Source organism: Peribacillus sp. NPDC097197 (assembly GCF_050278025.1).
In the GTDB taxonomy this organism is placed as follows: domain Bacteria; phylum Bacillota; class Bacilli; order Bacillales; family DSM-1321; genus Peribacillus.
Map to the genome: position 1 here is coordinate 48699 of NZ_JBNNST010000006.1, position 16761 is coordinate 65459.

The following is a 16761-nucleotide window of genomic DNA, read 5'->3' on the forward strand; positions in this document are numbered from 1 at the left end:
CGGATATGGAGGTTGTGAAATGAATAAACAAGGCAATGAATGAACTACTGGTGATTTTAGCAACAAGAAAGGGTTAAATCAAAGACGTTGTTCATAAATGGGCTGTGAATGGAAAAAAATATATCAAAGAATAGTAGCAAAAGATAGAATTTTGTATATAATTTAATAATTTTATAAAAATACATTTGATTTTATTTTTATTCAATCATATAATAATAGAATCAAAGAATGACAGGGACTAGAATATAGGAGTGGTTTTATGAACGTTTCAATTGTCGGAGCTACAGGATATGGTGGATTGGAGCTAATAAGGTTCCTGACTAATCATCCTCATTTACAAATAGAATCATTGCATACTTCATCCCAATTTGGTCGGAGTATCCATGAAGAAAATCCGCATTTAATGCATATGAAAGATAAATTGGAAGCCATTGATCCGGAAAAAATCGCAAAAAAATCTGATATTGTTTTTCTCGCTACGCCTTCAGGTGTTTCCTCACAACTGATTTCGCAATTTTCTGATCTTGACTTGAAAGTAATCGATTTGTCAGGGGACCTCAGGCTTCAAACTCCAGGAGAATATGAGCGTTGGTATAAAAAAGAGGCTGCCCCTCAATCCATCCTTGAAAAAGCTATATACGGTCTAGCAGAATGGAATGCCGAGGAAATCAGGCAATCCACTATTATTGCAAACCCAGGTTGTTACCCCACCGCTACATTGCTTGGCCTTGCCCCTTTATTTACGGAAGGATGGGCTACAGGTTCAGATGTCATTATCGATGCAAAATCAGGGGTGTCCGGGGCAGGGAAGTCTCCTTCGGTCGTAACGCATTATAGTGAAATGAATGAAAATTTCAAAATATACAAGGTGAACCAGCATCAACATATACCGGAAATTGAGCAACAGCTTGGACGCTGGTCGAAAGATTTACAGCCGATATCTTTTAATACCCATCTTGTCCCGATGACGAGAGGGATCATGGCCACAATGTACGTTAAATTAAACCGGCAAACTTCAACGGCCGAATTAAGGGATTTGTATGAAACCATTTATGATAAACATCCATTTGTTCGAATACAGCCACTAGATCACTTTCCTTCTACAAAACAAGTATATGGTTCGAATTTTTGCGATATAGGTGTTGCTTATGATGAAAGAACAGGAAGGGCAACGATTGTTTCGGTCATTGATAATTTAGTGAAAGGCGCTGCTGGGCAGGCCATTCAAAACGCAAATCTTTTAATGGGGATTGAAGAAACAACAGGATTATGGAACACCCCGCTTTATCCATAAAATTTCTTGGAGGGAAATAATGAATACATTACAGCAAGTTGAAACAATCAAACAAATTGAAAAAGGAAACATCTTAATTCCACAAGGATTTAAAGCGTCAGGCGTTCATGCAGGTTTACGTTACTCCAAAAAAGATATTGGCGTCATTTTTTCGGACGTCACGGCCTCAGCTGCTGCCGTTTATACACAGAATGTCGTTCAGGCGGCCCCAATCGATGTGACGAAAGACAGTATTTCCGTCACCGGCAAAATTCATGGCATCATCGTGAATAGTGCCTGCGCGAATGCATGCACTGGAAAGCAAGGGCTAAAGGATGCGCTTGAAATGCGAAAGCTTACGGCACAAAAGTTTGACTTGGAAGATCATGCTTTTGCTGTTGCTTCAACGGGAGTCATTGGTGAGTACTTGGATATGGAAAAAATCAAAAAGGGAATAGATTTACTCGAGATAGCTGATACACCAGAAGCCGCAGAAGACTTTGGTACCGCTATTTTGACGACGGATATCGTAACGAAGAGCTGTGGGTATGAAGCGGTCATTGACGGCAAGGTCGTAAAAATGGGCGGTGCAGCGAAAGGGTCGGGGATGATTCATCCTAACATGGCTACGATGCTTGGATTCATTACGACGGATGCAGCCATTGAACCAGCCGATTTACAGCAGGCGTTATCTAGCATAACCAACGATACCTTCAATCAAATCACGGTAGATGGTGATAGTTCCACGAACGATATGGTTCTGGTTTTGGCAAATGGAGAAGCAGGCAATGAACCATTATCCAAAGCACACCCGGAATGGTCCGTCTTCTTGAATTTATTGAAACAGACATCTGAAAACCTTGCTAAGCAAATTGCAAAAGATGGAGAAGGGGCTACGAAGCTAATTGAAGTCAATGTCCATGGAATGAATGAGAAAACCGATGCACAGATGATGGCAAAAACGATTGTGGGTTCAAATTTAGTGAAAACCGCAGCGTTTGGTTCTGACGCTAACTGGGGTCGCATTATCGCGGCCATGGGAAGAAGCGGAGTGGCCTTTCAACCTACACAAACAACGATCGCCTTTGGTGATATCGTAGTCCTGAAGGGTGGCGAACCGGTACAGTTTTCCGAAGAAGAGGCGAAAGCCTATTTAGAAAATAAGAGTATAACGATTAATGTCTATTTACAAGATGGGAACGAATCAGGTACGGCATGGGGCTGCGACTTAACCTATGATTATGTGAAAATTAATGGGAGCTATCGATCATAAGGGGGATGAATGGGTGGACACTTTAGTCATCAAATGCGGCGGCAGCATTATTAATGAGTTATCCGAATCATTTTTTACGAGTATAAAAGAACTACAAAGCCGTGGGTATCAAATCGTCTTCGTTCATGGAGGCGGTCCGGATATCAATTCGATGCTTGAGAAATTTGAAATTGAACCAGTATTCGAAGATGGGTTAAGAAAAACGACATCAGACGTGCTGGAAGTGGTTGAACTGATGCTGGCAGGTAAATCTAATCGTTGCCTTGTACACAAGTTGGAAGAACACGGAATCAAAGCAGTTGGCCTCAATGGATCGGATGGCGGCATCCTGACCGGTGAGTTCATTGATAAAGAAAAACTAGGGGCTGTCGGTGAAATTCATCAGGTCGATACAGAACTATTGGAATTGTTTTTCGACAAAGGCTTCTGCCCAGTGTTGACGCCTATCTCCTCTACAGAAGATGGAAATAAACTGAATGTGAATGCCGATATGGCTGCAGGTTCAGTGGCGAAAGCCCTTTCGGCGGCCATGTGTTTATTTGTAACAGATGTTAAAGGGGTAATGAAGAATCATCAAGTCATCGAAAAGCTGACCGAATCGGAGACGCAAGATTTAATTACAGATGGCAGTATATATGGAGGAATGATTCCAAAGGTAAAGACTGCATTATCCGTGTTGAATAAGGGCGTCGAAGAAGTGATGATTGTAAGTGGAAAAGAGATCTTCTACGAGGATGGACAGTTCATCGGTACGAAATTTTTACAGAAAGAAGGGGTATTCAAATGAGTTCTTTATTTCCAACGTATGCAAGATGGGACATAGAACCAGAAACAGCGAACGGTACGAAGTTAATGAGTAAGAATGGGAAAGAGTATCTGGACTTTACATCAGGAATTGGAGTGCTGAATCTTGGTCATTGTCACGAAAAAGTGAAGAATGCCGTTACTCAGCAGTTGAATAAGTATTGGCATGTATCGAATATGTTCCAGAGCTCTGCACAGGAAAGGGTTGCGGGCATGCTGGCAGAAGCATCGGGATTGGACCACGTTTTCTTTGCCAACAGCGGTGCGGAAGCAAATGAGGCAGCAATTAAACTTGCTCGTAAAGCGACAGGGAGAAGTAAGATCGTCACTTGTTTACAATCATTTCATGGGCGTACTTTCGCAACAATGGCAGCAACCGGGCAAGATAAGATCAAGAAAGGTTTCGGCCCGATGTTAAACTCTTTTGAATATGTTCCTTTTAATGATAACGACGCTTTAGCCGCCGCAGTAGACGGAGACACGGCAGCGGTCATGATTGAAATCGTTCAAGGGGAAGGTGGCATTCATGTTGTTCAGCAAGCTTATTTGGATGCAATTGCTGCCGCATGTAAAAAACATGGAGCCCTTCTTATCGTTGATGAAATTCAAACGGGAATTGGCCGGACAGCTAAGCCATTCGCTTTCCTTCATTTCGATATCCAGCCAGATATCCTTACTTCGGCCAAAGGGCTTGGAAACGGACTCCCTATCGGGGCAATGATAGGTAAAAGGGAATTGGCGGAATTCTTTGGTCCTGGAAGCCATGGGTCCACTTTTGGAGGAAACCCAGTGAGTGTCGCAGCTGCCGAAGCGGTTCTAACTGAAATATTCCAACCGGATTTCTTAAAAGAAGCAGAGGAAAAAGCTGAGTATCTGAAAAGTGAATTGACCAAGGCGTTAGAGGATCTTGACGATGTAATAGAAGTCCGGGGTCTTGGGATGATGATTGGCATTGAATGCAAACAGGAAGTCCAGGGCTTTATATTGGAGATGCAAGAGGCAGGTCTACTTCTATTGAGTGCCGGGCCGAACGTACTTCGCTTGCTTCCACCGCTTACGGTGAATCAATCAGAAATAGATCAGGCAATCGTGAAAATTAAAAGTGCAGTGGCAACAAAACAAATAATCTAAATTATTTGAATTTTTATAGAATGAAATGAATAATTATGCTACTATGTATATAAATATACATCATCTACCTAAGAGGTGAAAAACATGAAAAATTATTTATGCTTAGAAAATGGTTCTGTATTCGAAGGGAATCTGTTAACTAAATCGACTCAGAAAACAATTACTGGAGAGATTGTCTTTTTTACCGGAATGACCGGATATCAGGAAGTATTGACTGATCCGTCCTATAAAGATCAAATCGTCATCTTTACGTATCCCTTAATTGGGAATTACGGAATCAATCCATTCGATTTCGAAAGTAAGAAGCCTCATGTGGCTGGCGTTATTGTGTATGAAGGCACTAGGAATCATTCACATTATCAAGCCGAATATTCACTTGCTGAGTATTTGGATAAATGGAATATTCCTCTATTGAGTCATGTGGATACAAGGGCTGTCGTCAAGAATATCCGTCAAGAAGGTTCCATGCAAGCGGCGATCTCCATGAATGAAAACTATACCTTCGAATCCAAGCTCGATGGTATAGCCGCACATGTCGCTGTAGTTTCCACGAAACAATATGAGGAATATGGAGAAGGCGGCAAGCATATTGTATTGATGGACTTTGGCTATAAAAAATCCATTTTAACTTCATTGATCGAGCAGGGGTGCCATGTTACAGTCGTTCCCTTCGATACGAAATTCGAACAGATCGTGAAATTGAAACCGGATGGCATTTTGCTTTCAAATGGGCCTGGGGATCCAAAACAGCTTGAATATCTGTTGGATAATATAAAGAAAATCATTTCGAATTTTCCTACCATGGGCATTTGCCTAGGTCATCAATTGACCGCACTTGCTTTTGGGGGCAATACGAAAAAGATGCTGTTTGGGCACCGAGGTGCGAACCAGCCCGTGGTCGATTTGAAAACGAAAAGGGTTTATATGAGTTCACAAAACCATAGTTATGAAGTGGATGAACCAAGTTTAGAAGGAACATCGCTTCAAGTCCGGTTCCGTAATGTAAATGATCATACCGTTGAGGGCCTTATGCATAAAGACCTTCCAATTTTCACAACTCAATACCATCCTGAAGCAAATCCAGGACCGGTTGAAAGTTCACTGTTGTTCCACGACTTTTTACAAATGATAAATGATTATAGCGGGAGAGAAAAAGCATATGCCTAAAGACAACACGATACAGACCATATTAGTAATTGGTTCAGGGCCAATCGTCATCGGGCAGGCCGCTGAATTTGACTATGCAGGAACACAAGCCTGCCTCGCCTTAAAAGAGGAAGGCTATAAAGTCATTCTTGTCAATAACAATCCGGCAACCATAATGACGGACGAAATGAACGCGGACGCCGTCTATTTCGAACCGTTGACGGTGGATGTACTGGAAAAAATCATTGCCAAAGAAAAACCAGATGGCTTGCTTGCCACTTTAGGCGGTCAAACGGGATTGAATCTTGCCTATCAGTTAGATGATGCTGGGATTCTTGAAAAATATAATGTCAAATTACTAGGAACACCGATTGACTCCATCAAAAAGGGAGAAGATCGTGAGCTGTTCCGTCAACTAATGTTTGAAATAGATGAGCCAGTGCCGGACAGTAAGATTGTCCATACTTTGGAAGAGGCGGTAGCTTTTGCTGAGGAAATTGGCTTTCCCATCATCATCAGACCAGCCTACACACTAGGCGGAACCGGTGGTGGAATCGCAGAATCCATGGAGGTTTTCAAAGAACTTGTTCGGGGTGGTCTTCAGGAAAGCCCGATTACTCAATGCTTGATTGAACGAAGCATCGCGGGCTTTAAGGAAGTCGAATACGAGGTCATGCGTGATGGAAACAATACATGCATCACCATCTGTAATATGGAAAATATTGATCCAGTCGGTATTCACACAGGTGATTCGATCGTGGTTGCACCATCACAGACATTGTCTGATGATGAGTTTCAAATGCTACGTTCTGCCTCTATTAAAATCATTTCCGCTTTAGGGATTATCGGGGGCTGCAATATTCAATTTGCACTTGATCCTAACAGTAAACAATATTATTTGATTGAAGTGAATCCGCGTGTCAGTCGTTCTTCTGCATTGGCTTCCAAAGCGACCGGGTATCCAATTGCCCGTATCGCTGCAAAACTGGCTGTGGGCTATCATTTATCGGAAATCATCAACCCAGTAACGAAGAGCACGTATTCAAGCTTTGAACCGGCGTTGGATTATGTAGCAGTTAAGTTCCCGCGTTGGCCATTCGATAAATTCAAGACGGCACACCGTAAATTGGGCACACAGATGAAAGCGACAGGAGAAGTAATGGCCCTGCATCGCAATTTCGAAGGCGGAGTACAAAAGGCTATTGATTCATTGGAATTAAAGACAAACGGGCTTCAGCTCCTGTCATTAAAGGATAAGTCAGTACCCAAGCTATGGGAAAAGCTTGCCGAGAAATCGGATGAAAGAATCTTTGTCATTTTTGAAATGCTTCGTAAAGGTGTGACGATGGAGGAAATCCATGAAGCAACCGCTATAGATTACTATTTCCTTCACTCTTTCGCTTCGCTAATCGAGAAAGAAAAGGATATCTCTTCCAAGACTGCTGAATTGGTCAACAAGGAAGAGATGCAGCTTTACAAGGAGAAGGGCTTTTCAGATCGCTACCTTGCCTCCGTATGGAATATAAGTGAATTCGACGTGAGGGCACTTCGTAAAACACTGGGCATATCAGCCGTTTACAAGACGGTGGATACATGTGCAGCCGAATTCGACTCACATACGAACTATCATTATTCGACTTATTTTGGAGAAAATGAACAGCAAAAAACAGATAAGAAAAAAGTCCTGATGATTGGCAGCGGGCCAATCCGAATCGGTCAAGGCATCGAATTCGATTATTGTTCCGTTCATGGCGTTTATGCCCTTCAAGGTGAAAATGTGGAAACGGTCATGATCAATAATAACCCCGAAACGGTCAGTACGGATTTTGCGACAGCAGACCGTTTGTATTTCGAGCCTTTAACTTTGGAATATGTCTTGAACGTCATTGAAGCGGAAAATATTGAGGATGTCATTGTCCAGTTTGGCGGTCAGACGGCTATCAATCTGGCTAAAGGATTGGAAGACTACGGAATCAATTTGCTTGGTACTTCATTTGACATGCTTGATCAGTTAGAAGATCGCGATCGTTTTTATCAACTGTTACAAAAGCTGGACATTCCGCATGTCCCAGGAACAATGGCTGACAGTGTGGAACAGCTCGTTGAAAGTGCTGAAACAATCGGCTTCCCTGTGCTGTTGCGTCCGTCTTATGTCATCGGTGGACAAGGAATGGAAATAATCCGTTCAAAGGAAAGTTTGTTGAACCGAATCGAAAATGGTGCAGAACTTGTGTATCCCGTATTGATCGATTCTTATATTCCTGGTAAGGAAGCAGAAATCGATTTGATTGCGGATGGTAAGGAAGTTTATATCCCAATCGTAGCCGAACATGTTGAAAAAGCAGGGGTTCATTCAGGAGATAGCCTGGCTTTACTGCCTTCACAGTCCTTATCGGATGATATTAAGGGGAAAATGACCATTTATGCAGAAAAGCTTGTGAGAGAGCTTGGATATAAAGGACTCATGAATATCCAATTCGTCATTGATGGCAGTGATGTATATGTACTGGAAGTAAATCCGCGTGCTAGCCGTACGATTCCAATCATCAGTAAAGTCACGAACGTTCCATTAGTGCAAATGGCGACAAAAATATTGCTTGGGAAATATTCTTTAGCAAATTTGGTTGAAAAAACAGGATTAATGGAAGATATTCCGTATTCGGTCGTTAAATATCCAGTATTCTCAACCTTTGCTTTAAGTGGACTGGATTCAAAAGTCGGTCCGGAAATGAAGTCCACAGGGGAAGGCATCGCAATCGGGGAAACCATGATAGAAGCGTTAACGAAAGTATTTCACGCTCAAAAGGCTAAACATACGACAGGTGTGTATCAAGCCAAATCAGCGCAATTAAGCGAAGGACTACTTAAGCTAATCCATGATGCCGACTTGGAAATCACCCATTCGGACTTTGACGAATGGCTAAAGGCAGGCAATGCAGCCGTCGTCTTGGCTTATGGAGCAACGGATGAAGATAAGCAGTTACGGTTATTAGCAGCCAAATACAGACTATTGGCCTTTTCAGAAGAGGAAACATTTAAAGCGTATTTGCAATCACTGAAGCATGCGGATCCAAGCGTTACCTCATTGCAGGAATGGCTTCTAACTTATTCGAAAGGGGTGTCACACGTATGAATGCACTGATGGCACAGTCGCACTCGAAAATCTTGGGTGGAAAAGACTTCTTGACGATGAAGGAAACAACATCAAAGGAAATTGCAGCTTTATTGGAGTTGGCGCAAAATATAAAAGCCAAATTACAAGCGGGCGAGGAATATAAACCTTTAGCTGGTAAGACATTAGGGATGATTTTTGAAAAATCATCGACTCGTACCCGGGTCTCTTTTGAAGTGGGAATGCTACAGCTAGGTGGCCATGCATTATTTTTGAGCAGTAATGACTTGCAAATCGGACGTGGAGAACCCATTTCCGATACGGCAAAAGTCCTTTCCGAGTACATTGATGGTATCATGATTCGTACTTTCGGGCATGAAAAAATCATGGAATTGGCTGATCATGCAACCATTCCCGTTATTAATGGGTTGACTGACCTTGCACATCCTAGCCAAGTGATGGCGGACTTCCTGACCATCATAGAATTGAAAGGGAAATTGAAAGGATTAAAAATGAGTTACATTGGCGACGGGAATAATGTAGCCAACTCATTGATGGTCGGTTGCGCTAAAATGGGCATGAATTTCTCGATTGGATGTCCGGAGGGGTATAAGCCTGACGAAGAAATCGTTGCCTACGCGAAGGAAGTAGCAGCTGAAAACAATTGTGAAGTAACTGTTACGACCTCAGCGGTTGAAGCCATTAAGGACGCAGATATCGTATATTCGGATGTATGGACCTCCATGGGGCAAGAAATTGAGAATAGCATCCGTTTAGAAGCGTTTAAGGGCTATCAAATCAACGGTGAACTTGTTAAACATGCAAAGAATGATTATCTATTCATGCATTGCTTACCTGCTCATAGAGAAGAAGAGGTGACTGCAGAAGTCATCGATGGGCCGAATTCGGTCGTATTCCATCAAGCGGGGAACCGTCTACATGCCCAAAAGGCGGTTCTCGTAGATTTACTATCATAATAAATTTAAGCGTCTGCTCTATAGCAGGCGCTTTTTACTTTTGCCACCATCCTCTTTTCCCCTTTGAAATTTTCGGTCATGAAAGAAAAAAAGGTGGCAATAATAATAGGGAAAGCATGTAAAGGGGTGAAATACATGGGGCAAAATCGTCAATTTAAGCCAGGGCAAAAAGCACCTAATAATGGGGCATACGTAGAAATCGGTGAAACAGGAAGTATGGTAGTCAATCCGAAAATGGTCAAGCTCGAAGCAGGGGACACCTTTCCTGAGACTTCGAATCATAACCGGCTATGGACCTATCAAAGAAAGCCATAATGAAATGGAAAAGCAGGAAAAGGATGATCATTCCCTTTCCTGCTTTTTTTGTAGAAAAGAAAACCCTAGGCTAGGCCTACGGTTCTAAAAAGCTTTCAGCGTGGTATTAAAAAAACTCTCCCATGGTGCTAAAATATTTTTGGTTCGCCAACCAAAATATCAGCATCACGGAGGAGTTTTATGTCAAAAGACACTAATAGTTTAGCACACACTACCTGGAATTGTAAGTATCATATCGTATTTGCACCGAAGTACAGAAGACAAGTGATTTACAAGAAAGATAAAAAAGGATATCGGTCGGCGCACGCTATGTGAAAGGAAAGGAGTGGAAATCATTGAAGCAACGGCATGTAAAGACCATGTACATATGCTCGTGAGCATCCCACCAAAAATAAGTGTAACTTCATTTGTGGGTTATTTAAAGGGAAAAGTAGTTTGAATATATTTGACCGTCATACGAATTTGAAATACAGGTATGGAAACCGAAAGTTTTGGTGTACGGGATTGTAGATACAGTTGGACGAAACAAAAAGGTATAGAAGAATACATACGGAACCAGATACAAGATGATATAGTCGCAGATCCGTTCACAGGTGAAGAGATACAGAAAAAGAAAAGGAAGTGAGTGGAAGGCCTTTTAAGGTCTGGCCAGTAAAAGTAGTACGATCAGGGGCCCTTTAGGGCCTGGTCAGTAATAAAGGCTTTCAGCCGCAGAGAAAACCACCCATTATCACGGGTGGACGTTATTATTGGAACATTATTCTTGAGTATATCCGAAAATATTCGAGATTTCTAAAAAACTCTTCCGCAAATATTTACTTAAAGGCTTTTCGGGATGATTTGGCCTTTCTTCTTGATTGAAGAGAGGTTTTTTGCTTTTAACTTTTAACTTTTAGAGTAAGCAGATTGTATAAACCCTCTGGTAGGATGGGTTGTAAAGGGTTAATAGCAGAAATTATCAATGTCCCATATAACTTTTCTTTACAAGGGAATAATAAGCAGTATAATTAAAATATAAAGGTCAAAGTTGGTCAAACATCATAAGCATTCTTTTGGAAACAATGAATGGGAGGTTTTAAGATGGATTTTAATACGATGACGGAAAGAACCCAGCAGGCATTTATAAGTGGGCAGGAGCTGGCCAAGGATAGGGAAAACCCGGAACTTACCGAGCTTCATCTATTAAAAGCCCTGATGACACAAGATGAAAGCCTACTCATTAGAATTTTGTCGGAAACGAATCAATCGCTCAGTCATTTCGATACGGAGCTGAATAAAGAAATAAATAAGTTGCCTCAAGTGAGCGGAAGCACCTCTCAAGTTTATATGTCGAATTCCCTTCAGAATGTGCTGTCGGCAGCTGAAAAGGAAATGAAGAGCTGGGAGGATGAGTATCTATCAGTTGAGCATATTTTGCTTGCTTTGTTAAAAGAAGATAAACCGAACATAAGAAAGCTATTTGCGGACTATGGGATTGACTATGGGAAAGCAAAGCAAATTATCCAAACGATAAGGGGGAATCAGAGAGTGACTAGTCAAAATCCGGAAAACACATATGAAGTTTTAAAAAAATATGGAAGAGATCTTGTTGCTGAAGTGAAGGCGGGGAATGTGGATCCTGTCATTGGCCGTGATACGGAGATCCGGAATGTCATCCGTATTTTGTCACGTAAGACAAAAAATAACCCCGTATTGATTGGGGAACCTGGTGTTGGTAAAACGGCCATTGTCGAAGGCCTGGCCCAACGAATTGTCCGAAAAGATGTACCGGAAGGGCTTAAAGATAAAACGGTGTTTTCGCTTGATATGAGTGCGTTGGTTGCCGGGGCTAAGTTTCGCGGTGAATTTGAGGAACGACTGAAAGCGGTTCTGAATGAAGTGAAAAAGAGCGATGGGAACATCCTATTATTCATCGATGAATTGCATACCATTGTCGGTGCTGGTAAAACGGAAGGGGCAATGGATGCCGGAAATATGCTGAAGCCAATGTTAGCGCGTGGTGAATTGCATTGCATTGGTGCAACCACACTTGACGAATATCGTAAGTATATTGAGAAGGATCCCGCTCTTGAACGGCGTTTCCAGCAAGTGCTCGTTCCAGAGCCAGACGTAGAAGATACCATTTCCATTTTGCGTGGTCTGAAGGAAAGGTTCGAGGTCCATCATGGGGTCAGAATACATGATCGATCCATTGTGGCAGCAGCTGTTCTATCAAATCGCTATATCACGGAACGCTTCTTACCGGATAAAGCAATAGACCTTGTGGATGAGGCTTGTGCAATGATCCGGATGGAAATCGACTCGATGCCAGCGGAACTTGATGCGATTACGCGGAAAGTCATGACGTTGGAGATAGAGGAAGCCGCCCTTAAAAACGAAGAGGATGCTCAAAGCAAAGCAAGATTCGAGGTACTCCAAAAAGAACTTTCGGAATTGCAGGATCAGGCTACCAGTATGAAAGCCAAATGGCAAATGGAGAAATCGTCCCTTCAAAAAGTCCAGGATCAGAGGGAAGAACTTGAAAAGTTAAAGCATGAGCTGGAACAGGCGGAAAATGACTATGACCTGAACCGTGCAGCTGAACTTCGACATGGGAAGATTCCACAGCTTCAAAAGGATTTGGAGGCCATGGAAGAAGAGGTGGAAAATGGGAAGCAGGAATCCCGTTTGCTCCGCCAAGAAGTGACCGAGGAAGAAATTGCCTCAATCGTTGCTAGATGGACGGGTATTCCGGTAAGTAAGTTAGTGGAAAGCGAAAGGGATAAATTGCTTCGTCTTTCGGATATTCTTCATGAACGGGTAATCGGTCAAGGGGAAGCGGTGGAACTTGTATCGGATGCTGTTTTACGGGCTAGAGCCGGGATCAAGGATCCAAACAGACCAATAGGTTCCTTTATTTTCCTTGGACCGACAGGGGTCGGTAAAACAGAATTGGTCAAAGCGTTGGCAGAGACGCTATTCGATAGTGATGAACATATGATACGGATTGATATGTCTGAGTACATGGAGAAACATTCCGTTTCCCGTTTGGTCGGGGCGCCTCCCGGATATGTAGGGTTTGAGGAAGGCGGTCAGTTGACGGAAGCGATTAGGCGAAATCCGTACTCGGTCGTGTTACTTGATGAAATCGAAAAGGCTCACCCGGAAGTCTTCAATATTTTATTGCAAATGCTCGACGATGGCAGGATCACGGACTCTCAAGGTAGAACGATCAACTGTAAAAACACGGTGATCATTATGACTTCCAATATCGGTTCACATTTCTTGCTTCAGTCCAATCGAGAAGATGGAGCCATTGAAGAAGGAATAAAAGAGCAGGTCTTCACGGAGTTAAGAGGACATTTCCGTCCTGAATTTCTAAATCGTGTGGATGATATCGTTCTGTTCAAGCCACTCACAAAACAAGAGATTGTCGGTATTGTTGAAAAGATGATTCAACAGTTGCAAGTAAGGTTGACTGAACAAGATATCACGCTTGGTGTGACGGATGCCGCTAAGGAATTTATTGCTGAACAAGGGTATGACCCAGTATACGGAGCAAGGCCATTGAAACGTTTTATCCAAAAGCATCTGGAAACGATGATTGCCCGTAAAATTATATCGGGTACGATTGGTGATCATGGAAGTATGACGATAGATTATGACCAAGAGGGATTGGTTTTGAGGTAAATGTAAGCAGTTAGTTTAGAAAATAGCTGAAAACGGTATATGAAAGAGGACATCCTAAAAGGATGTCCTCTTTTGCTTCTTAATGTTGATGTGAGTCTTTTGATGGCCCTTCAGGCATAACAGCAGGGATGATACAAACTAGAACAGCCGTAATAAGTCCTAAAATTGTTCCCTGTGTAGCATCGTATGAAACTCCGATCATGGAAGAAACAACATATACAAGCATATGCACTAATACGAATGTCCAAAGAATTGTCCAAGCATAACGCATCGAATTTCACCTCATTCCACTACAGTCTTTTTTATCTTACCATAATTAATATACAGTTAAAACGGCTTTTTCATAATAACTGATAAATAATTCATCGTTGCCCTTTCATGTCTTTTGAACGACGGGCGATATCAGTCACGAATCCAGCAGGCATGATTCCTGAAAATTAATGGAGAAAAGTAATTTAAGACTCGAAGATAGGCGTCCCCCCTTACCCTTTTGATATCTCGACATAAATTAACTAATAGTAATATTCCTAAAAGGAGTTAGTTTAGATGGAACAGAGAACTTTTCAAATCGAAGACCAATGGAATATCGTCTATTATCCAGAACAACCCAGTGGATTTTCCGTCATGGTAATTGGGGACCGAAGTTCTTTTGTAGATAAGGACAGTAGCTTTTGGCTTCAGCATCCGGGTAGGTTACGTATATTAGAATATTTGAAACAAACCGGTTACACCCTTTTTTCCTCGAATTTTTACGGGGCGAACTGGGGGAGCCCCAAAGCTCTTGATCTTTCGTTGAAGTTATATATCCTCTTTATGAAAAATGAAATAGTCAATCGGAAAATCCATGTTCTTGCAGAGGGGACAGGAGCCCTGCTGGCATTGAGACTAATGAAAGAGATGGGAAGCCAAATCCGTTCGGTTGTCCTCATTGACCCGATTTTATCTTTGAAGGTTCAAATGGAAAAAGAAAAGGATAATAAGTTCTTTTATAAAAAGTGGCTATCGGAAATAGCCGCAGCATATGAGGTAGATCCAGCTGATATGGAGAAAGAAATTTTGGATTCCAATGTGCAGGCATTCACGGAGCATATACCGGTGAAGGTGATTCTTGTTTTCGGCAGTTTTCGAAAAGAACAAGCCTCATTTTATCGGAGGATTCAGAGAACCAGGAAAGACCATTTGCAGTTAACCTATTTGCTAGCAGAAAAACGGTATAAAATCCCTTATCAAATCCAGAAGTTTTTTCATGAAAATGAAGAGTCTTTATGAGAATGGATATATTTTCTCGGTACTTTGCATACGATACAGCATCCGAAAAAACTTGCGGTGACGGATAAGCGAGCCATTGCATAAGGGGAGGCTGTATTTATGGGGACATATATTGTTGTTGGGGCTTATCAATTTGTAGGTTTTCATGTGACACAATATTTGTTGGGGCAGGGGGAAGAGGTAATCGGAATTGATTGGGAGGATACAAAGACCAATCAATATATTATAGAAGAAAAGGAGCTAGAAATAGGGCGTAACGCCAACTTTACTTATCTGCCAATTAATAAACTTCGGTTATTGGATGTTTCCGAGCCATTCACCATTCTATTATCTTTTTATGATAGTAGAAGAGGGAAAACGGCTTTAAAGGATCTTCATATAAATGATATTGTTTCTTTTCTTGAAAAATGCAAGAAAAACGGTCATGGTAATAGCCTGAAAATTGTGGTGCTCCTTCCAATCGATGCTGATACGGAAGGATTTCAGACTGTATTAAACGCTTGTGAAGGCTTCTATTCAGTCAAAACAGTATATTTACCGACGATATATGGTCCTTGGCAACCAGCAACCATGGGATTTGAAGCGGGTATCAGCCAACTAGAGCAATCAACTATCCAAGCTACACTCGCTTCAGAATACAGGGAGGATGCGCTTTTTATAGCCGATTTCATCGAGGGTCTTGAACAGCTCCTTTCTTCCACTGATAGAAGCCTTCACCTCAAAAGCAGCATTGACGACCACTGGAATACATGTGCCAAGCTCATTTTTAAACAAGAGGTGATCGACTCACTTCCCCCACAATCTCCAATCAAGGCAACGAAAGGAACCGTATATGAAGTGCCTAATAAAACGAGTCCAGAGGAAGGCATCACCTTGCAAATCGAGCAAAATAAACGGTTAAACCTCCTTACAAAGTGGAGGATGCGCGATAAGAAGGACTAAACATTATCCAGGAGTGCCCAATGTGTGGAATTAATCAAGAAAGTCATAAAGTGAAGGGGGAACTCATACCTTAGTACCTGGGAATTGTTCTGTACTTTCAAGATGGCATATAGCATGAAGAATATTCATTCAGGCAAGTTTCGGCTTTACGAATGGACTTTGGGGAATTATGATAAGAATGAACCTGATTTTTGGTTTATGGGATACCCATTTGTAGAATCATGTTCCAAGTGTCATCAAAGGATACTAATGGTGCATTCAAAATGACCAAGTATGGTAAGGAGGCAAAAAAATGAGTTCAGATAAAACCCTTGAATTTATGGGGATTGCTATGAAGTACTTCCCGGAAGCAAAAGCAAAGTTAGAGGCAAGCGGGATTCCATTTTCAATGGACATGGCAGAGCCATTCATGGATTTATTTAAGAAAGTGATGCAAGAAGCTTATGACCTTGGCAAACAAGATGCCCAACGTTAAGTAAGAGAAGGCTGTCCGGATAATCGGGCAGCCTTCTGTTTATTCTTCTTTTTTCAGCATCTTTGAAATGATGGGGTTCACTTTCTGGATGGTAGGCTTAAATTGATCGTACAAACCCACTAATGTCTCTACGCTTGCCATCAATTGCATATAATCAATCTGGGTCTCTTCTTTCTCAGGTTCTTCTTCGGGCTCGTTGTTACGCGTGCCAAACATCATTTTGGAAAAGGGATCGTCCTGGTTCCTTCGATTGTTGCGATTAAAAATATCCATTGTGATTCCTCCCTTCTTTTACTATAATGTATGCACGCTTGCGTCCTTGGATTAGGCCCTTGTCCGACTTAAGATGCAGATTAATTAGACTTTCAAACTGAT

14 protein-coding genes and 1 pseudogene are annotated in these 16761 nt (G+C 41.9%); 13 read left to right on the top strand and 2 right to left on the bottom strand.

The genetic code is table 11. The annotated features are described in order from the left end of the window. The first annotated feature begins 259 nt into the window (after window positions 1-259). The 10 genes and pseudogenes from argC (at window position 260) to clpB (ending at window position 13700) form a co-directional block, all read left to right on the top strand. Window positions 260-1294: an N-acetyl-gamma-glutamyl-phosphate reductase gene (argC, locus tag ACQKL6_RS09735; RefSeq protein WP_402867771.1), complete on the top strand. Its 1035-nt coding sequence runs from the start codon at window positions 260-262 to the stop codon at window positions 1292-1294. 19 nt (window positions 1295-1313) lie between these two features. Further along, window positions 1314-2546 carry a bifunctional ornithine acetyltransferase/N-acetylglutamate synthase gene (gene argJ, locus ACQKL6_RS09740; protein WP_402867772.1) on the top strand — a complete coding sequence of 411 codons (1233 nt, stop codon included), beginning with the start codon at window positions 1314-1316 and terminating at the stop codon, window positions 2544-2546. Continuing rightward, on the top strand, window positions 2527-3333 hold the full coding sequence (gene argB / locus ACQKL6_RS09745; protein WP_402955844.1) for an acetylglutamate kinase: 807 nt from the start codon (window positions 2527-2529) through the stop codon (window positions 3331-3333). The genes argJ and argB overlap by 20 nt, the downstream gene beginning before the upstream one ends. Further along, window positions 3330-4481 carry an acetylornithine transaminase gene (locus ACQKL6_RS09750; RefSeq protein ID WP_402955847.1) on the top strand — a complete coding sequence of 384 codons (1152 nt, stop codon included), beginning with the start codon at window positions 3330-3332 and terminating at the stop codon, window positions 4479-4481. The genes argB and ACQKL6_RS09750 overlap by 4 nt, the downstream gene beginning before the upstream one ends. An 84-nt stretch (window positions 4482-4565) precedes the next feature. Next, window positions 4566-5648, top strand: a complete 1083-nt coding sequence (locus tag ACQKL6_RS09755) for a carbamoyl phosphate synthase small subunit (protein WP_402955850.1) — start codon at window positions 4566-4568, stop codon at window positions 5646-5648. Continuing rightward, on the top strand, window positions 5641-8760 hold the full coding sequence (locus ACQKL6_RS09760; protein WP_403123599.1) for a carbamoyl phosphate synthase large subunit: 3120 nt from the start codon (window positions 5641-5643) through the stop codon (window positions 8758-8760). The genes ACQKL6_RS09755 and ACQKL6_RS09760 overlap by 8 nt, the downstream gene beginning before the upstream one ends. Beyond that, window positions 8757-9716: an ornithine carbamoyltransferase gene (gene argF, locus ACQKL6_RS09765; protein WP_402867777.1), complete on the top strand. Its 960-nt coding sequence runs from the start codon at window positions 8757-8759 to the stop codon at window positions 9714-9716. Before ACQKL6_RS09760 ends, argF begins: the two co-directional genes overlap by 4 nt. 135 nt (window positions 9717-9851) lie before the next feature. Continuing rightward, window positions 9852-10031, top strand: a complete 180-nt coding sequence (locus ACQKL6_RS09770) for a YjzC family protein (RefSeq protein ID WP_402867778.1) — start codon at window positions 9852-9854, stop codon at window positions 10029-10031. Window positions 10032-10211: 180 nt separating this feature from the next. Beyond that, window positions 10212-10656 (top strand): annotated as a pseudogene (gene tnpA, locus ACQKL6_RS09775) (IS200/IS605 family transposase). 455 nt (window positions 10657-11111) lie between these two features. Next, complete coding sequence (gene clpB, locus ACQKL6_RS09780; RefSeq protein ID WP_427651016.1) at window positions 11112-13700, top strand: ATP-dependent chaperone ClpB; 2589 nt, start codon at window positions 11112-11114, stop codon at window positions 13698-13700. Between the two features lie 79 nt (window positions 13701-13779). Here the strand turns inward: clpB and ACQKL6_RS09785 are convergent, their stop codons facing one another. Further along, window positions 13780-13971, bottom strand: a complete 192-nt coding sequence (locus tag ACQKL6_RS09785; protein WP_402867780.1) for a YjzD family protein — start codon at window positions 13969-13971, stop codon at window positions 13780-13782. Between the two features lie 275 nt (window positions 13972-14246). Between ACQKL6_RS09785 and ACQKL6_RS09790 the strand changes: the two genes are divergently transcribed. The 3 genes from ACQKL6_RS09790 (at window position 14247) to ACQKL6_RS09800 (ending at window position 16386) form a co-directional block, all read left to right on the top strand. Further along, complete coding sequence (locus ACQKL6_RS09790; RefSeq protein WP_402867781.1) at window positions 14247-14969, top strand: hydrolase; 723 nt, start codon at window positions 14247-14249, stop codon at window positions 14967-14969. Between the two features lie 99 nt (window positions 14970-15068). After that, window positions 15069-15911: a hypothetical protein gene (locus ACQKL6_RS09795; RefSeq protein ID WP_427651017.1), complete on the top strand. Its 843-nt coding sequence runs from the start codon at window positions 15069-15071 to the stop codon at window positions 15909-15911. 292 nt (window positions 15912-16203) lie between these two features. Next, a complete protein-coding gene (locus ACQKL6_RS09800) occupies window positions 16204-16386 on the top strand; it encodes a ComZ family protein (RefSeq protein WP_402867783.1) in 183 nt (60 codons plus the stop codon). A gap of 39 nt (window positions 16387-16425) precedes the next feature. Here the strand turns inward: ACQKL6_RS09800 and ACQKL6_RS09805 are convergent, their stop codons facing one another. Continuing rightward, window positions 16426-16659, bottom strand: a complete 234-nt coding sequence (locus tag ACQKL6_RS09805) for a hypothetical protein (RefSeq protein WP_402867784.1) — start codon at window positions 16657-16659, stop codon at window positions 16426-16428. Window positions 16660-16761: the final 102 nt, after the last annotated feature.